Here is an 18785-nt window from a genome sequence, read left to right on the forward strand (position 1 = left end):
CATCTATTTTCGTTTTAATCTCTGTTTACGTCGATTTTTTCCTTCTGCCATCGCCTGTTTTCGGAGATTGGTTGATTCAGTAACAGCTTGCTTTTCTTGCTTTTCTACTCCATGAATCTTCTTTAGTTCTGCTGCCAATGCCGCGATGGTCGGATGGCTGTACATCATGACCACCGGAACCTCTATGCCATAAATTGATTTGATTTGACCGCTCATCTGCAATAAATCAAGGGATGTCGCACCCATTTCAAAGAAATTCTCATTCACATCCGGCTCATGAGGAAAAAAGGAGCTGAGTACATCACTTAAGGATGCTTCTAGACGATCATCTATGATCTGAGATATCTCTTGAGACGGCTCTTCTTGCTGCAGAGAGGTTAAGCGTTGTTTCATTCTCTCTCCCATATCTTGAACGGATACAAGAATTTGCGGATAATCTAGACACAGCACTTCCTGGACGGCCCTTATTCCTTGTTCTGGTGAAATTCCATCCTGTTCCTCGAGCGCCATCATGTCATTGACTTTGGCCGCTAATGCCGAGTCGTGTGCCATGCCGACTTTCTCCCACCGATCCCAATTTAAGGAGATAACCGGCTGCCCTTTCTGCCTTTTTGCATGAGCAAAGCTGTCCAGAAAAGCATTTGAAGCTGCATAAGCCACTTGTCCAGCCGCTCCAAGAAAGGAGACAAGAGAGGAACAAAGTAAAAAGAAGTCGAGCGTTTCATCCTTGAGGGCTTCATTCAGCACATAGGTTCCATTGATTTTTGCCTGACACATACGAATTTCATCGTCTGCTGTTCTTGCTTGAATGATTTTCCCATCTGCCTCTCCTGCCGCGTGAATGACACCATGCAAATGACCAAATGCCGTATGAGCCAGCTGAACCGCTTTCTGTACAGCATCTTTATCTGACACATCACCTTGTACAGCTTGTACATCAGCTCCTAACTCTTCAAGAGTCATCAGCTTTTTCACGATCTCAGCTTCTTTCCCACTTGCATCACGCAGCTCATGCCAGGCAGCGCGTTCACGTATTTGCGAACGGCTCATGATCACAAGTTTTGCTTGATACGTTTCTGCTAAATGTTGAGCTAGTGTGAAGCCAATACCGCCCATACCGCCAGTAATGAGGTAAACGCCATTAGACCTGAAAGGCTGCTTGGACGATCCCTCTTTTCTTAAAGGTGTTCTCGAAGCTTTTCGAATCCATCTGCTGTTCACGCGATACGCAACGACTGCTTCTTGATCGTGCATTGCAATCTCGTATGAAAGGAATAGCGGCCAATTCGCCTTTGTATCCTCACATACATCAATATGCTGACACTCAATATGCTGATATTCTTGAGGAATGGTCAAAGCTAGCCCTGTAAATGTTGCTTGAAGTGGATTGACCTTCTCCATGCCGATCACATCATGTGCCTGGCTTGTCACGAGGTGAAGACGTATGCTTGTGTTATGATACTGGCTGATTAGTCTGACGAGATCGAGCACAGATAAGTAGTTTGGCTGATCATCGGTATCTTTCGTCAGTTCATCATGCATCCAGATGATCTCTTCAGGTATAAATCCAGATTGCTGCAATTCAGCCATAACCCACTCTAAGTGTGACAGCATATAAACGTCAGCCTTCAGCAAATGGTCATTTTCTTTCATCGTATGATCACTTTGACATACGCTGATCACTTCTGCATGCCGTTCTTTCAAATAGGCGCCAATATGACCATTTTTTTCAAATACCAAGATGCGTTTTCCTTGATGATGTTGCTCCTTTAGTACAGGTGAAGAGCGCTCCCATACCGGAATGTAAAACCAGTCTTGAAAATCAACTGATCGTTTCTTCATCTTTTCTGGCGTTAAAGCAGTCATCATCTGATCAGCTTTAAACTGCGGTGAAGGGAATATTTGATGCTCAAATGGATACGTTGGCAGTGAAACTCGATATGAGGCCTTTGCTTTTCTGACAGCGCTCCAGTTTAGCTCCACTCCATAACTCCACAGTTTCCCTATGGCCTTTTCCATATATTCATCATCAGCTGCTTGTTCTTTTGGATGTCTCACCAATGAAACAGCTGCTGCTTTGTTCACATCATAGTGATCATGGCGTCTCACGAATTGAGTTAACGTATGACCTGGCCCCACTTCAATGAAAACCATCTCTCCGAGTCCAAGTAATGTCTCTAATCCTTGACTAAATAAAACAGGCTGCCTGATATGAGATGCCCAGTAATCAGGTGATGCGGCTTGTTCATTCGTTAACCAGCTCCCTGTCACATTCGAAAGGATCGGTACCTCTCCCTGCTGATAGGTGATCTCTGAGAGAACGTTCTTCAACTGTTCGGACGCTTCGGCCATCATACTCGTATGAAAGGCGTGAGAGGTTTTCAATATTTGGACAGAAGCTCCTCTTTTTTCAGCTTGTTCGATATATACCTGTAACCGATCTGACGGACCGGAAACAACGGATAATTGTGAGCTATTCACAGCAGAAAGCTCGACACCTTCTGGAAGATCATGTTTAATCTCTTCGGCAGGGAGTGACACACCGGCCATTTCACCTGGAGGCATTTTTTGCATCAAACTGCCTCTTTTTAAAACGATACGGATTGCATCTTCAAGATGGATCATACCAGCCACACAGGCAGCCGTGATTTCTCCAATACTATGACCAATGAAATAATGCGGACGTATGCCTAGTCCCATCAGCTTCGACGCAAGCGCATACTCAAAACTAAACAAGATGATTTGTGTATATGACGTTTGCTGCATGAGTTGTTCAGCTTCTATAAACTCTTCTTCGGTTGTTGGATATAACACGTTCTCGATCTCAACACCTGATAAGGATAAAATGATGGCAAAACATTTCTGAAGCGTTTGTTTAAATACAGGGTCTTTCTCATATAAATCCTTGCCCATATTCACATACTGAGCACCTTGTCCAGAGAACATCCAAACGACCGCAGGCTGTTGAAAGGCCTTTTGCGGCTGGCCGGCTGACTGGAATGTGCGGTCAGGACCTGCAAGAAAAGCTTGGCGATAAGGAAAATGTTTTCGTCCCTCTTGCAGCGTAAATGCTGCATCGGATAGTGAGACGCTCGTTTGTTCTGTTAAATAAGATGTGATTTGTTCAGCAGACTTTTGTACCGCTTGCTTCGATCTTGCCGAAATCACCATTAGTTCATGACCTCTGTCTGCTGACGGCTTATCGGCGGCGGGTGCCTCTTCCATGATCAAGTGTACATTCGTTCCGCCCACTCCAAATGAGCTGACACCGGCACGCAGTAGGGTCTCTGATTTCTTCCATGGTACAGGTGTTGTATTCACATAAAATGGGCTTGATTCAAAATCAATTTTCGGATTAGGTTTTTTATAATGAAGGCTTGGCGGCAGCATCTGATGGTACAGACTAAGTGTTGTTTTGATAAAACCTGCAATCCCTGCGGCTGAGTCAAGATGACCAATATTGGTTTTCACAGACCCAATCGCACAAAACTGTTTTTTATCTGTTTGAAAGGCTTGCTTCAGCGACTCAATTTCAACCGGATCTCCAAGAGTCGTCCCTGTGCCATGTGCTTCAATATAAGAAATACTCTCAGCTTCTACACGACTGATGTTGAGCGCCTTTTTAATCACTTCGCTTTGTCCTTCTATGCTTGGCGCTGTGTAGCCAACCTTCCGCCCACCGTCATTGTTATAGGCTGACCCTTTAATCACGCCATAGATATGGTCCTTATCTTTTAGTGCCTGCTTTAATGATTTGAGCACAACAACTCCACAGCCCTCACCGCCAACGGTTCCTTCCGCCTGTTCATCAAAAGCCCGGCAGTGCCCATCCGGCGACATGATCATGCCCTCTTGATACATGTATCCTTTTTTGTGAGGGATCGTAATGGTGACGCCGCCTGCGAGTGCCATTTTACATTCTCCAGTAATCAGGGCGCGGGCCGCCATATGAATTGCAGTCAAAGAGGAAGAACAAGCTGTATCAATAGCTACGCTCGGTCCCTTCAAATTCAATTTGTAGGATACCTTTGTGTTCATGAAATCTTTATCCGTTAATTGAACAGCCGCAAATTGTTCAGATGAGTGATTGGATCTCATCAGCATGGAAGCAGCTTGCCAGTATAAATTAGCAGAAGCAGCTCCAAATAAACCGATCGGCTCCTGATACGTTTCAGGGTTATAGCCTGCATCTTCTAGGGATTCCCAGGCGACCTCATGAAACATGCGGATTTGCGGGTCCATTACTTCTGCTTCACGCTGTGAATAACCAAAGAAATCTGCATCAAAGTGATCATGCTGATCGACTGCTCCTTTGGCACGTACATATTGATCATGATCTAATGCTTCTTGTTCAACTCCTGCCTCAAACAGCTCTTCTTTAGAAAAGAACGTAATGGACTCTCTCCCATTTGCAAGGTTGTCCCAGAAGTGATGAATATTTTTCGCTCCCGGAAAACGGCATGCCATCCCAACCACTGCAACCTCTAATCCTGTGAACTTACTCATCTATCATCCCGCCTAACAGTTGTGCGGCACTTTCTAAGTCATCCGCTTCATTTTCTCCATCATCCTCTGTTTGTTGCTCTTGCCCTGATGCTTTGTGTTTTAATTGAGCAGCTATTTGTGAAACCGTTGTATATTGGAACAGCTCCATCACAGTCAGCTCCTGTTGAAATTCCTCTTTCACTCTATTGGACAGCTCAACGATATTAAAAGAGTTCCCGCCTAAATCAAAAAACGGTTCATCTATACGAATCTGCGAAGCAGGGACTTGTAATATAGACGCGAAAATACGAACAAGCTTCTGCTCTGTTTCATTGTGAACTTGAATGGTTACCGGCTCTGATTTGCCTTCTAACTGATCTTCTGGATTCGGCAGTGCTTGAATATCCAATTTCCCTGATAGATTCAGAGGAAATTGCTCTACATGAATGACATGCCTCGGCACCATATAACCTGGTAATCTTTTACTTAAAGATTGTCGAAGTGCGCGCTGATCTATCACTTGTTTTGCCATGATATATGCGCAAATATATTGGTCCTGATCCTTCGTTTCCTTAGGGATGACAATGACATCTTGGACCAGTCCTTGTATGCTTGGATCATCAAGAAGGGCTCTACGGATTTCCTCGAGCTCAATTCGATATCCTCTGATTTTCACTTGGCCGTCGTTTCTTTTAGCAAATTCTAATAAACCATCAAACCGCCATCTTGCAAGGTCTCCCGTACCGTATAACATACCGCTGCTCAGCTCTGTTTTTTTGATAAACTTCTCCTTGTTGAGATCAGGATGATTGATGTACCCACGGCCTACACCAGCACCTGCTATATACAATTCGCCAAAAACACCAATCGGCACCGGCTCACCTTGCTTGTCACATATGAAAATATGCTCATTTGGCATCGGCTGCCCAATAGGGATGACTTGCTCATCCCAGTCATGAGGAATCAAAAAGGATGACGACTGAACCGTACATTCAGTAGGCCCATATGCATTAATCATCATGAGTTTTTCACCTGATACATGCTGTAAAAATTGATCCATCAGCTCTTTTGTGAACACTTCTCCGCCCACAAGCAGCATGTTCAAAGCAGGCAAGTCTTGTTTCGATTGCGCTGCTGCCTTGTTCATCAGCTTTAAATGAGAGGGGGTCACATCTGACAGTTGAATGTGGTTGTCTCGATAAAATGACCATAACGCATGCCCATCCATACGGACTTCATCTTTGGCAATATGCAGCGTATGCCCTAGCAGCAATGCCGGGAACAAGGTTTGAACAGATGCATCAAAAATATGAGAAGCGAGCATCCCTACTTGCAAATCATCAGGGAGTAGATCAAAAAAGCGTGTTTTCATTCCGTATACCAAATTAATGACATGACGATGTTCAATAACGACCCCTTTTGGATGCCCAGTCGTACCCGATGTATACAAGACATACGCCATATCCGAAGGCGAAATAGACCAAGTGAGATTCTCTGTAATGGGGGATTCTTGAAGCATGTCTTGAATAACATGAACCTCGACATCCAAACCTTCGTGTCCGTCTTCGTCCGATACTATGGCTGTAGCGCCGCTGTTTTTGAGCATATACCGGATTCTTTCAATCGGCAGATGGACATCAATCGGTAAGTAAGCATAGCCAGCCTTTAAAATGCCAAGAATGGCAATGACCAGTTCAGCAGACCGATTCATTCTGAGACCAACTGGGGTCTCACGTGTGATCTGACTTTGAGACAGTCTAAGCGCAATGCGATCCGATAAATCATCAACCTCTTCATATGTATAGGAGGTGGTGCCAAACACAACGGCCGTTCGTGCTGAATGCAATTGGACTTGCTGTTGAAATAATGACACAATATCACGATCCACTGGATAAGCGAGCGACTCACCTTGAAACGAATCAAACAGCTGACTTTTCTCGACATCAGATAAAAATGAGTGTGTGCTCATCGCTTGTTCAGGCGTTTTAAGAAATTGCTCTGTGAGTGTCATGAAATGTCTAGAGAACTGCTCCATCATTTGATCGTCATAAATGGAAGCATCCCAGTGAACTTCAGCATGAAGGTGATCTTGTTCTTTCTTCCAAACAATGAGCACATCCGCGTGCAGCTGCTCTCGGTCCGTATGCCCATGCAATGTCTCAAACGCACATGCCAGATTGACACGCTTCTTGTCATCTCCTACTGAATGCCAAAGCTCATCCATTAAAATATGAACAGGATAGTTTTGATGACGCACTGCCTCCTGAAACGATTGTTTCACTGCGTCTAACCCTGCGCTAAAGCTCATATGAGGATCAATCTCTGCCTTAAGCGGCAACATATGATTAATAGTGGATTGATTGGCGGACTGTTCCATTGTAGGAACAGTCACCATCAACTCAGTTTTTCCGCTATAACGCTGAAGCAAGCCAAAAGCGGCTGTGGTCAGCACGATAAACAAGCGCAAATCAGAATCTCCACATAATTGCTTTAACGAATGGTTTACAGCCATCGGGAAGGACGAATGAAGCGATCGGTTCATAGCAGCAGGCTTGGCTTGTGAAACCGTATGAGGAATGCGGCCATCCAGCTGAACATCTGATAAAATAGATGTCCAGTAGGCTCTTTCCCTCACCTTTTCCTTCGCCGCTGCTTTCAGTTGAAAATCATCATGTTCAATCACTCTTCCATTCACCTCTTTGCTTATATTTTTAAGTCATCTAATTCGAAAAGAGATACGTCGTCTAATTGCTTGAATGAAGAAGTCAGTTCAATTTCCTCTATTCTCACCGCATCTACTGAAACAGCCCGCATGATGTCTTTCAGCAGACCTGCAATCCGCTCTATGGTTTCCTCTGTGAAAAGCTCAGTATTATATTCAATCGTTGAAGAAAGACCGTCTTCCTGTTCATACGCAATCCAGAGTAAATCAAATCGCGACGTTCCTGTCTCGTATGGATAATCACTAAAGGTTAAACCGCCAACTTTCAGTTCTGGCTGATTCATATTTTGCAAGGCGAACACAGCATCAAACAATAGATTCCGGCTGACACTCCGGCTCAGCTGGAGGTCTTGCACCATTTGTTCATATTGATATTCTTGATGACCGAAATCATCGATCACATGCGCCTTTACATCCTGAAGGAATTGCTGATAAGTCAGCTCTGCTTTAGGATATAAACGAAGTGGCAGCATATTGACAAAGATACCAATTACTTGCTGCAGCTCCTCTTGTTTTCTACCTGCTACCGGAACCCCGACCGTGATATCTGATTGTCCGCTTAATTTATGAAGCAAAATCTGATACAGACTTAACAGACCCATAAACAATGTTGCGTCTTCCTTTAAAATCACCTGCTTAAACGCGTTCAGCTCCGCTTCTTCTATACGGAACGTATAATGTCCGCCGCGGAATTGTCTCACCTCTGGCCGATCGAAATCTGTTGGCAGATCAAGCAGCGGGGCACCTTCTAACCGGTTTTTCCAGTAATCACTCGATTCTTTCAATGCTTCAGACGCAAGTATGTCATTTTGCCATTCTGAAAAATCTTTATATTGCAAAGCGAGAGGCTCAAGCGTCCTGCCGTCGTATAACTGCATAAAGTCGTTGACCAAAATATCTTGAGAAAGACCATCCGAGATAATGTGATGCATGTCCAGCATGAGCACGAATTCCTCTTCTGCCAGCTTCATCACACCAACTCTCATCAATGGAGCCTCACTTAACGTAAAGGCAGTCAAAAATTGTTCAATCACTTGTTTTTGATCTTCCTCAGATCCTTGTGTCGATCCCTCTGTGAGGTCAAACAATGTGACTGCAAATGGTACCTCTTCTTCAATCTTTTGATAAGGGACGCCATTCTCTAGTACAAACGCTGTCCGCAAACTTTCGTGTCTCTTTATAAGCTGCTGAAATGCCCATTCCAACCTGCTGATATCGAGTCTTCCTTTAATTCGTCCTGCTTTAAATTCGTTGTATCCTGTGCTGCTTACATCCATTTGCTGCATGAGATACAACCGTTTTTGCGCAGACGACAGAGGATAATGCTTCTTCATTTCGGCTTTTTCAATCGCATGATAAGCAGCAGTGTCTGCTTGGTCGATATATTCTGCCATTAATCGGATCGTTGGTATTTGGAAGAATTGTGGCAGCGTCAGCTCTACACTGAATGCGCGATGAATGATGCCAATGAAAGTAATCGCCTTTAGAGAATCTCCACCCATTTCAAAGAAATGATCATCTATGCCAATTTCATCAATTTTAAAGAAAGCTTGCCAATGCTGACTTAGTTCCTTCTCTAGCTCCGTTTCAGGTGCAACATAATTCGTTGACAGTGCTGGCCGAGAATATAAGTTTCCATCTTGTGCATGCTCTCCGGCACTCTCTTCCTCACGGGATAAACGGTCTACATATCGGTGAATTCGATCATGTAAAGACGTTGTTGAAATAACCATTTGTTCCACTTGATCCAGTGAAAGCAATCGTTCAAAGATTCTTTTTCCTTCTTTTTCTGTAATTAATGTTTCGGTGACATCATCTCCGATTGGAAGATCGAGCTGCTTTCCTTGCTCAAATTCCCAGCCGTCAAAGCTAATGACAGACCACTGCATTTCTGAACGAAGATTTCGTTCATACACGTACGCATCGATGAAATGATTCACAGCTGTATAGGCTGTGAAACCGAGTCCGCCTAAGATCGGTGACAAAGATGACAGCACAAAACAGAAATCAAGTGATCGGTCACCTAAGGCGGCATCAAGATGAAGTACACCATTCATCTTCGCTTCAAAGTGGGGTTCTGAGAATGTGACATCTGTTTGCTCCATCACTCTGAAGGATTGATCACCCGTCACTCCAGCTGCATAGATCACACCGTCAATCTGTCCATAGGCCGCATCCACCGTGTTGATCAATTGCTGGATATCTTCCCTGTGGCGAACATCTACTTTCTTTATGAGAACTTCTGCACCAGCCTCTTCAAGTGCCATTACCTTTTGTATTTTTTTCTTAGTTGGATCCTGTTCATCGTGCGTAGCAAGCCACTCTTGCCACTTGCTTCTATCAGGCAGTCCAGACCTGCTCGTTAAGATCAACGTTCCCTTCGTTTGCTCGGTCAAAGACTGTGCAATATTCAATCCAATAAACCCAAGACCGCCAATTAAAATGTATACACCATCTTTTTTAGCCAACTGAGTATGTCCTGTTTCGGGAACTAGAGCTTTGGCATACTTTTTCACATATCGCTTATTTCGTCGATAGACCGTGAGAAGATGTCCAGATGTTCGATCTAACTCATCGCTAATTTGTTTCAGCAACCTCTTTTCCTGCACCCCATTTGCCACCGGGCGATCGACATCAAGAATGCGGTAACGCAAGTTCGGTGTTTCTTGTGAAATAACCATGGCAGGTCCAAGATGGATTGCTTTTTCAGGATAAAGGATAGACTCACCGCCAACGGCATACGTCAATGAGGAAAGAACTGTAATGGATACTTTTTGGTCCAAAACAGATTTTTTCAAAGCCTGTCCGATATAAAGCAAGGAGTAATAAGCATCTTGCTGCGTTTGTTTCACCCATTCTTCTTCCGATTGAGACGGCTGTCGTTCTGAAAGCCCCCATAGATGACAAACTTCTGACACGTTGATTTGGTCATCTGCCAGATTTGATATGAGCTTTTCATAATCAGAAGGCTTATGTGACCGAATGGTGTAGCTTTTTTCATCATGCTTCGTAAATTCATTTCCTTTCTGAACCACTACGAACTCGTTCCGTTTCGTCAGAAGCTCGGCTGCAACCTTCTCTCCAAAGGCAGATGAATCCGCAAACAAAAGCAAGGCTCCAAAAGAGGAATCATCTGATGACACATAAGGGGAAAGGTCCGCCTCCCAATAAGGGGTATAGAACCATTCATCCATTTGCTCCTTTCGTCCAGACTGCTTAGGTTTATCGCGTTTTACACGGTCTGATGCATCATACCAATAGGAGGTTTGATCAAACGCATACGTTGGCAGCGGCATTTTCTGCGGCTGACGGTTTAGATGGAACCTGTTCCAGTCGATGGTTATTCCGTGTGTCCAGAGACGTCCAATCTGCCCAAGTAAAAATTCAGTATCCGTCACATCTTGTTTTGCATGTCTGAGCACATGACATACATGCTGATTCATGCCGTTCAGTGACCGGTTGACCATCACGCTTAAATCTTGACCTGGTCCAATCTCAATTAATTGAATATTGTCCTGCTGTAAAATATTTGTGATGCCTTCAGCAAAACGAACCGTATCGGTCATATGCCTTTTCCAATAGGACATATCCTGAGCACTCGCACTTGTCATCCAATCTCCTGTCAAATTCGAAATGAATGGAATACGTAGCTGCTTGGCTTTAATATCCTTTAATTTTTCACCAAATTGCTCCGCTGCTTCCTTCATGACATGTGAGTGAGCAGCAATGGTTCCACCTAATCGCATACACATCAATCTGTTATTCTTCAGCTCTTGTTCAAATTCACTTATCGCTGCTTCAAGACCTGACACGATACATGAGGAATCATTGACAACAGCGAGAGAAATATCTTTTGGAAGCATCGGTTTTAACTCTGCTTCAGGTAATGGAACACTCATCATGATGCCAGCTGGCGACGACTGCATCGCATTCGCCCGGCAGGCGACCATCGACATCGCTTCCTTTAAGCTGAAAAGGCCTGATATAGCGGCTGCCGTTAATTCGCCAAAGCTATAGCCGATCATTGCATCAGGACGAATCCCCCATTCAATGAAGAGCATGGAAAGGGCATATTCAATGGCAAAAATGGCTGGCTGTGCATATTGAGTGCTTGCCAATTTTTCGCGTGCCTTTTCTGTTTCAGCCGCTAATGGATAAAGAATGCGGGCAAGACTTTGCCCTGTTGCTTCTTCATATGCTTGAAAACAAGCATCCATTTGCTTCTTAAAGTAAGGCTCCTCCCGGTACAAATCTAATCCCATATTGAGGTATTGATTGCCTTGTCCAGAAAACATAAAAATAATCTTTTGTTTCTCCACATGTGAATGCATGAGCTTCCCAATACCCTTGCCTTGCTTTTCTGTTAATACACGCAATGCATCTTCTCTGCTGGCCGCAACAAAGGCTTGACGGAATCCAAAGGACTGCCTGCCTGTTTGCAAGGTATAAGCTGCGTCTGCCAAATTGAGAGAAGGCGTGTTTTCCAACTGATTCACAAGGTTGTCTTTCATTCGTTCCAAACTCGTTTTGCTCTTTGCTGAAAGGACAAGCAGTTCAGCCGAACGAGGCATTTGCTGACGATCTCTTTGCGGCGCTTCTTCTAATATGACATGCGCATTGGTTCCGCCCATTCCAAATGAGCTCACACCAGCCCTCCGCAAATGTGATACTGGCTGCTTCCAGTCGGTCAGCTCAGTGTTTACAAAGAAAGGACTATGCTCAAATGCAATGTTTTCATTGGCTTTTTTGAAGTGAAGACTAGGCACAAATGTGTGATGCTGAAGAGAAAGCACAGCTTTAATCAAGCCAGCTGCTCCTGCCGCTGCATCCAAATGACCAATATTTGATTTCACAGACCCAATGCGGCAAAATTGTTTTTTCTCTGTGTCGAAAGCTTTTGTGAGCGCCTCTATTTCAATCGGATCTCCAAGTGACGTTCCAGTTCCGTGTGTTTCTATATATTCAATCGTATCTGGTGAAACATCTGCTTGATGTAAGGCATCCTGGATGACCCTTGTCTGACCTTCAACACTTGGAGCATTGAAGCCAACCTTTTGATCACCATCATTGTTGATGGCAGAGCCCTTAATGACAGCATAAATATGGTCACCATCTTCTATGGCTTCACTAAGTGCTTTTAAAGCAACAAGACCCACACCATCTCCGCCAACAGTTCCATCTGCTTGATCGTCAAAGGCACGACAATGACCATCGCTTGATTTCACCATGTTCTGCTGATAAATGTAGCCTGATTTCACTGGGTGTAAAATCGACACGCCTCCCGCAAGCGCTACATCTGAATCACCATTTGCAATGGATTGACAGGCCAAATGCAAGGCGACCAAAGAAGTCGAACAAGCGGTTTGCAATGTGAGCGCTGGTCCTTTCAAATTCAATTTATGGGCAATTCTTGTACTCACGGTATACGTATCATTGAGCGAGCCCACTTCAAACAGCTCTGACATGCTGCTATCAAGCGAAGATGCAAAACGCTGAATCCATTGAAAGTTGGATGTGGACCCAGTAAACAAACCGACCTTACCTTGATAATCTTCCTGCACATACCCCGCATCTTCCAGCGCCTTATAGGCGTACTCATGCAGCAGCCGTATTTGAGGATCCATCATTTCTGCCTGACCTGGTGAATAGCCGAAGAAGGATGCATCAAATAAATCAGGTCCATCAATCACACCTTTTGCTCTTACATAATCGGAACGCTCAAAGGTTTGGCGGTCAATTCCAGCCTCTAGCAATTCTTCATCGGAAAAGAATGAAATCGATTCTTCTCCATTCTTCAAATTTCGCCAAAATGTCTCAACATTTTCTGCACCAGGGAATTTACCTGCCATTCCAATAATCGCAATCGGCTCGTTGGCTTTTCTTTTCTTTTGGTTCGCAGGCTGTGTGCCAGATCCCTTCTGCTCTGTTGCACCGCTTAAATATGCAGCTAGCTCTCTAATCGTTGGACGGCGGAACATTTCGACCATTGGAATGCTTTGATTCAATTGCTTAGCGAGCTGTTGATTGACATGAATCAGGTTTAGAGAATGCCCGCCAATGTCAAAGAATTTGTCATGAACACTTACCTCATCTAAGCCGAGGACTTTTTTCCAGATGTCTTGAATAACTTTCTCAGTATCAGAAAGATTGTCAGAGCCCGCCTGCTTTTTCATTTGTTGCCCCTGTTTCAAAGCAGGTAAAGCCCGTTTATCTAATTTGCCGTTGGCAGTCAGCGGCATATCATCCAATTGAACAAAGTGAGTTGGAATCATATAATCTGGCAGCTGATCGGCTAGTGCTTGTTTCATTGCAGCTTGATCGAGTATGGCTGTCGTGACAACATATGCGGCTAAACATGGTGTACCAGAAACATCTGGCTTTACAGCAACAGCTGCTGCTTTGACCCCTGGCTGTTCATTCAGCCAAAATTCAATCTCACCTGTTTCAATACGATAGCCTCTCAGCTTCACTTGATCATCATTTCGGCCTAAAAACTGAATGAGCCCATTAGGCAGAATGCGGGCTGCATCACCTGTTTTATAAATTTTTTCACCTGGCTGGAAAGGATGATCGACAAACCGCTCTTCGGTCAGCTCTGGGCGATTCAAATACCCTTTTGCAACACCTTTCCCCCCAATATATAATTCACCGATGGTTCCTTCCGGCATAAGATTCATATGTCTGTCAAAAAGAAGAATATCTGTATGCTGTGCAGGTTTTCCAATCGGTACATACACGTCTTGATCAAGGTCCTGGTCATATCGATGAATCATGCAGCCAACCACTGTTTCAGTTGGTCCATATTCATTCACAATTTCTATAGGCTGCGGGAATGACTGCTGAATGGATTTCGCTAAAGATGTTTCCAGCTGTTCTCCGCCTAAAATAAAACATTTCATTTGGCTTTCTGGGAAAGACAGGTGCTTAATAAACTGTAAATGAGATGGTGTCAGTTTCATCACATGTACGCGATTATCTTTTATGATATCTTCGACAAGCAGCTGCCGGTTTTCATGGTGATAAATCATGATGGTATTTCCTGAAATGAGCGGTGTGAAAATAGAAGTAACTGTCAGGTCAAATGACAATGATGTGTACAAAGCAAAATGCCTTGTTTCTCCTCGAACATATACTTGTTTCGCCCAATCAATATAGTTGGCTAAACCAAGATGATGAATGAGTACACCTTTAGGTCTTCCTGTCGTTCCTGATGTATAAATGCAGTAGGCTGTTTGGTCTGAGGTGATGGCTTCTGCCAAGTTATCTGATGATCCGGTATATAGATCCGGCTGTGTGATATCAATTTTTTCTCCGTTATAGGCATAGGTGAGTCCTTTAATCGGATGAGTTAGGAGCCATTCTACTCCGCTGTCTTCTAGTAGATACTCTATTCGTTCCTGCGGGTATTCAGGATCAATTGGCACGTAAGCCCCGCCAGCTTTTAAAATAGCTAAGCATGCTATCACCATTTCAATGGAATGCTCTGCTAAAATGCCGACACGCTGCTCCTGTTTGACCCCTTTATTTTGTAAATAGCGTGCGAGCTGATTCACTCTCTTGTTGAGTTGTTCATATGTAACCGTCGTACCGCCAAACTCAACTGCGGCTGCCGTTGGCGTTCGCTCCACTTGCTCTTCAAATAGGTCAATCACCGTTGGTTCATTGATAGACGTTGCCCCGCCATATTGCTGAAAAACTGTTAACTGCTTTTCTATCTCTTCTTCTGATAGCAGCTGTAACTGAGCAGCAGATTTTTGTGGGTGAGCACAAGCATCAGACAGGAGATGAAGAAAATGCTGACACCACTTTTCAATTTGTTCAGCAGAAAAGCTGACGGGGTTATACACCAATGAAAAATGCAGTTGTTCATCAAACGCCTGTACACTAAGCGTGAGATCGAATTCCGTCTGTTCTTTCATCTCAAATCTGCGAATACGCACAGGCTGATCGCTTTTCGTGAGCATTCGATCTAGTGGATAGTTTTCAATGACGACGATTGAATCAAATAATGATTGCTCTGCCGTCATTCCTGCATATTTCTTTAAGTCGGATAGCGGAGTATGTTCATATTCATTTCTCACTGCGATTTCCCGACTCACTTCCTGCATCTGTTCAACAATCGGTCGATCCTGTTCGAATGAGACACGCAGCGGTAATGTGTTAATAAACAAACCTGTCATCTTTTCAATTTGAGGAACATCCGCATTTCTTCCTGAAACTGTTGTTCCAAAGACAATATCATCTTGGTTGGCGTACTTAGATAGCAAAACTCCCCACAGCGTATACATGACAGATGCCAATGTCACATCATGTTGATTCGTGAATTTGCTCAGCCTCTCCGCAATGGAAGCATCCACTTGATGTTCATATTGATGAAAAGCACCTGAATCTTCATATGCACCGCCTGACTTTGGAAGCAGTTCTGCATAACTCCAGCCATCGAAAACATTTTTCCAGTAGACAGCTTGCGCTTCTGTCTGTTGAAGATTTTGCTGCTGCCATTTAACAAATGATTGATAGGACGGTCTTTTTTCAAGAAGAGGTTGGTCTTCATTTGATAAGCGCTCATATGCACTCATCCAATCACTTAATACAATCCCAAGACTCCACCCGTCCAATAAAATGTGATGAAAGCTAATGAGAACCCAGCTGACTTCTTCATTTACTTCACATAATGTCAGGCGAAATGGAACTTCCTGTAGATCAAATCGTTCCTCTCGATCCTGTGCTGTTATTTCCTCTTTCAGCAAATGAAGAGGCTCCTCAGCTTGGGTCAAATCACGGTATCGAATGTCAGGCTGATGCTGCTTCAGCACAATTTGTACTGGCCTTGCGAGTTCCTGCCATCTAAACAATGTTCTAAGCATTTCATGCTGTTTGGTGACATGCATCCATGAATGTGCAAAGAGATCTCGCTCAACCGGCCCGTCTATTTGGATCAGCAGTTGTTCAAAATAAGCCGTTCCGTCCGGTTGCATTAAATGATGAAAAAGCAGTCCTTCTTGGATCGTAGTGATACCTAACATATTTTCAATGTTCTGTTTATCCAGCTTCTTCGGCTGTAATGCCATGGGATCATCTCCTTTCTTTCTAAGAATGTTTCACGAAATAATGGCGTAAACCATAGTTAGCAATGACCTGCTGCTGAATTTGCGAAGTCCCTTCAATAATTTCAAGTACCTTCGCTTCACGATATAATCTTGAAGCTGAGTTTTCCCGGCTAAATCCACTCCCACCATGGATTTGGACATTTGTATTTGTAATGTCGACAGCAATTTTGGAGGTGAAATATTTTGCAATGGATGTTTCTGTGATCGCATCAGGATGATTCGCTTCTCGCATTTCTCCAGCCTTTAGGCATAAAGCTCTCGCTGCATGGAGCTGAGTGACTGCATCTCCGATCATTCCTTTGATCATTTGATGCTTGTATAGTTTTTCATTAAACTGAGTTCTTTTGCGTGAATACGTAACGAGAGAATCAACGGCTTCTTGTGCAATGGCAAGCCCTGCCCAGGCAACACTGTATCTTCCATGGTCTAAAGCCAGAGACACTACGTGGTTAAAACCGCCCCCAACTGGCCCTAAGACACAGTCTTCGTGTACCTGCACATGATCAAGAGTGATTTCTGCTAAATAAGATGCTCGATTTGCCATCATTCCAGTAATTCTCTCAATCTCTACACCCGTCTGATCTCGATCGACAAGGAATGCCGTGACCTGTTCGCCGTCTCGTGCAATCACAATAAAGAAATCTGCAATCGCTCCGAAGGAAATCCACTTTTTCTTCCCATTTAATACATAGGACTGTCCTTTTTTTTGATAGCTAGTTTCAACATGATTGGCATCTGAGCCAATATTCGGCTCTGACAAAGCAAAGGCACCGATTTTTTCCCCTTTAGCTAATTCAACGAGCCAGCCTTGTTTTTGTTCTTCTGTTCCATAACGAAGAATGGCTTCCCCTACGAGTGAATTCACTGTTAATAATGTCCGTACGTTACAGCAAGCTTTCCCCACTTGTTCCGTGAATTGTCCATATGCAATCGGATCAAGCCCCAATCCTTGATAGGAGGATGGGATACCTGCCGCCAAATAGCCTCTTTTCGCCATATCTCGAATCAGCGACTCCGGCAAATGTTCTGTCTCATCGAATTCATTGGCAAATGGACGGATATGTTCATTGCAATATTGTCGTATTTCTTCAATGGCATCGATTGTTTGTTCAGCTGTTTTCATGAAGAGCCGCCCCCTGTTGTTTTTTCTCAATTAAGGCGACAATACGGTTGACCGTACTAAAATTAGCAATGTCGAGGTCTTCATTGTCTAATTGGAAGTGAAAGTCATGTTCAATATAGTTCACTAGTTTCATCGCAAATAGTGAATTGACAAAGCCTTGTTCAAAAATATGATCATCATTTCCAAGCTCCATTTCCTCATCAAATACCACTAGGTTTTGCTCGATATATGCTCTTACTTGTTCGTGTAGGTTCATCATTCAATCTCCTCGCTTTTCGCTTTTTTATTTGGCAGGGTCCTTCTGCTTTATCTCAATGTTGACATCTACGTATTCTGGGAAGGGCTGAATCATGCTTAAATCGTTTTCGAACAAAATATAGCCATCTTCCCCATTCTCGATCTCTTTGAAATTCGCAAACTTATAAGTGATATACATCATGCGGTTTCGATCGGTTTGTTTAAAATCAGCTACAAGCCGTTTCCCTCTCTTTTTCGCCTCTTGCAAAATCGTTGTCAGTAAAATGGTCCCGACTCCACGTGACATAACACGGCAAGACATAAGCAGTAGTTTGACATGCCATGTATCACCTGTTTCTTCTATTAAAGAGAGTCCTATTTTTCCATATGAACCGAATTTATCTTCAAGTTCACAGACGAGAAGCAAGTGATTGTCTGATTGACGGAAATAATCAAGCTCTGCATAATCGTAGGTTTTCCCGCTTGCATTTAATTGATTGGTTCGAACGGTAAGTTCTTCGGCTCGCTGGAGATCTTGTTCTCCTGCTTCTGATATAACGAATTTCATATTTAAAGAGGCCAAAAATTTTTCAGGCGGCCCTTCATATTTCTCTTCTTCCTGCTGCCTTTGATCTGCTTCCATGTACATTTCTCTGCGCCGTTTTGCATCCTCTGTGATAAAAGCTGGTCGCAGTCGATCATCTGTGAGCAATGTCATATAATCCACCGCATCCCAGCAAGTAATCTCTGGATGAACCGCCTTCACTTCTTCTCGTTCAAATGGCTGATCATCGATAAAGAGAATGGTATCTTTATGAATATTTAAGCGCTCGCTGATTCTCTCTAATGAACTAGATTTGGCATTCCAATGAATCTCTGGATAAAGAAAGAAATGTTCGATCCCAAAGGCGGAGAGCTTTTCCCTCACAGCAGCTTCATCATTCCGGCTTGCAATGGATAAAAGGATACCGCGCTCATCTAGTTCTGTTAGCACTTCCTTCATCGATGGCTTTAACGTCACTTCATCTGATTCAAGTAAAATTCCATCCCATAATGTATGATCTAAATCCCAGACAACACACTTGATTTGTTTAGCCATTTGTTTTTC

6 protein-coding genes are annotated in these 18785 nt (G+C 43.7%); all 6 read right to left on the bottom strand.

Going from position 1 to position 18785, the window contains the following annotated elements:
* Nucleotides 1-3 precede the first annotated feature (3 nt).
* From M1D84_RS15520 to M1D84_RS15545, 6 genes are read right to left on the bottom strand one after another with little or no spacing between them, the layout of a single operon-like run.
* Nucleotides 4-4506 carry an SDR family NAD(P)-dependent oxidoreductase gene (locus M1D84_RS15520; protein WP_440179643.1) on the bottom strand — a complete coding sequence of 1501 codons (4503 nt, stop codon included), beginning with the start codon at nucleotides 4504-4506 and terminating at the stop codon, nucleotides 4-6.
* Complete coding sequence (locus M1D84_RS15525) at nucleotides 4499-7168, bottom strand: non-ribosomal peptide synthetase (RefSeq protein WP_213404881.1); 2670 nt, start codon at nucleotides 7166-7168, stop codon at nucleotides 4499-4501. Before M1D84_RS15525 ends, M1D84_RS15520 begins: the two co-directional genes overlap by 8 nt.
* Before the next feature lie 20 nt (nucleotides 7169-7188).
* On the bottom strand, nucleotides 7189-16278 hold the full coding sequence (locus M1D84_RS15530) for an amino acid adenylation domain-containing protein (protein ID WP_458106325.1): 9090 nt from the start codon (nucleotides 16276-16278) through the stop codon (nucleotides 7189-7191).
* Nucleotides 16279-16297: 19 nt separating this feature from the next.
* Nucleotides 16298-17440 carry an acyl-CoA dehydrogenase family protein gene (locus M1D84_RS15535; RefSeq protein ID WP_103132282.1) on the bottom strand — a complete coding sequence of 381 codons (1143 nt, stop codon included), beginning with the start codon at nucleotides 17438-17440 and terminating at the stop codon, nucleotides 16298-16300.
* A complete protein-coding gene (locus M1D84_RS15540) occupies nucleotides 17427-17696 on the bottom strand; it encodes an acyl carrier protein (protein ID WP_024424539.1) in 270 nt (89 codons plus the stop codon). The genes M1D84_RS15535 and M1D84_RS15540 overlap by 14 nt, the downstream gene beginning before the upstream one ends.
* Nucleotides 17697-17723: 27 nt before the next feature.
* A complete protein-coding gene (locus tag M1D84_RS15545) occupies nucleotides 17724-18776 on the bottom strand; it encodes an HAD-IIIC family phosphatase (RefSeq protein WP_025092642.1) in 1053 nt (350 codons plus the stop codon).
* Between the last annotated feature and the right edge of the window lie 9 nt (nucleotides 18777-18785).

The organism is Bacillus sp. PK5-006 (assembly GCF_054161415.1).

Bases quoted from the DNA above. Each gene is read 5' to 3' on its own strand.
- M1D84_RS15540 (WP_024424539.1), bottom strand. From the start codon at position 17,696: ATGAACCTACACGAACAAGTAAGAGCATATATCGAGCAAAACCTAGTG.
- M1D84_RS15535 (WP_103132282.1), bottom strand. From the start codon at position 17,440: ATGAAAACAGCTGAACAAACAATCGATGCCATTGAAGAAATACGACAA.
- M1D84_RS15520 (WP_440179643.1), bottom strand. From the start codon at position 4,506: ATGAGTAAGTTCACAGGATTAGAGGTTGCAGTGGTTGGGATGGCATGC.
- M1D84_RS15530 (WP_458106325.1), bottom strand. From the start codon at position 16,278: ATGGCATTACAGCCGAAGAAGCTGGATAAACAGAACATTGAAAATATG.
- M1D84_RS15545 (WP_025092642.1), bottom strand. From the start codon at position 18,776: ATGGCTAAACAAATCAAGTGTGTTGTCTGGGATTTAGATCATACATTA.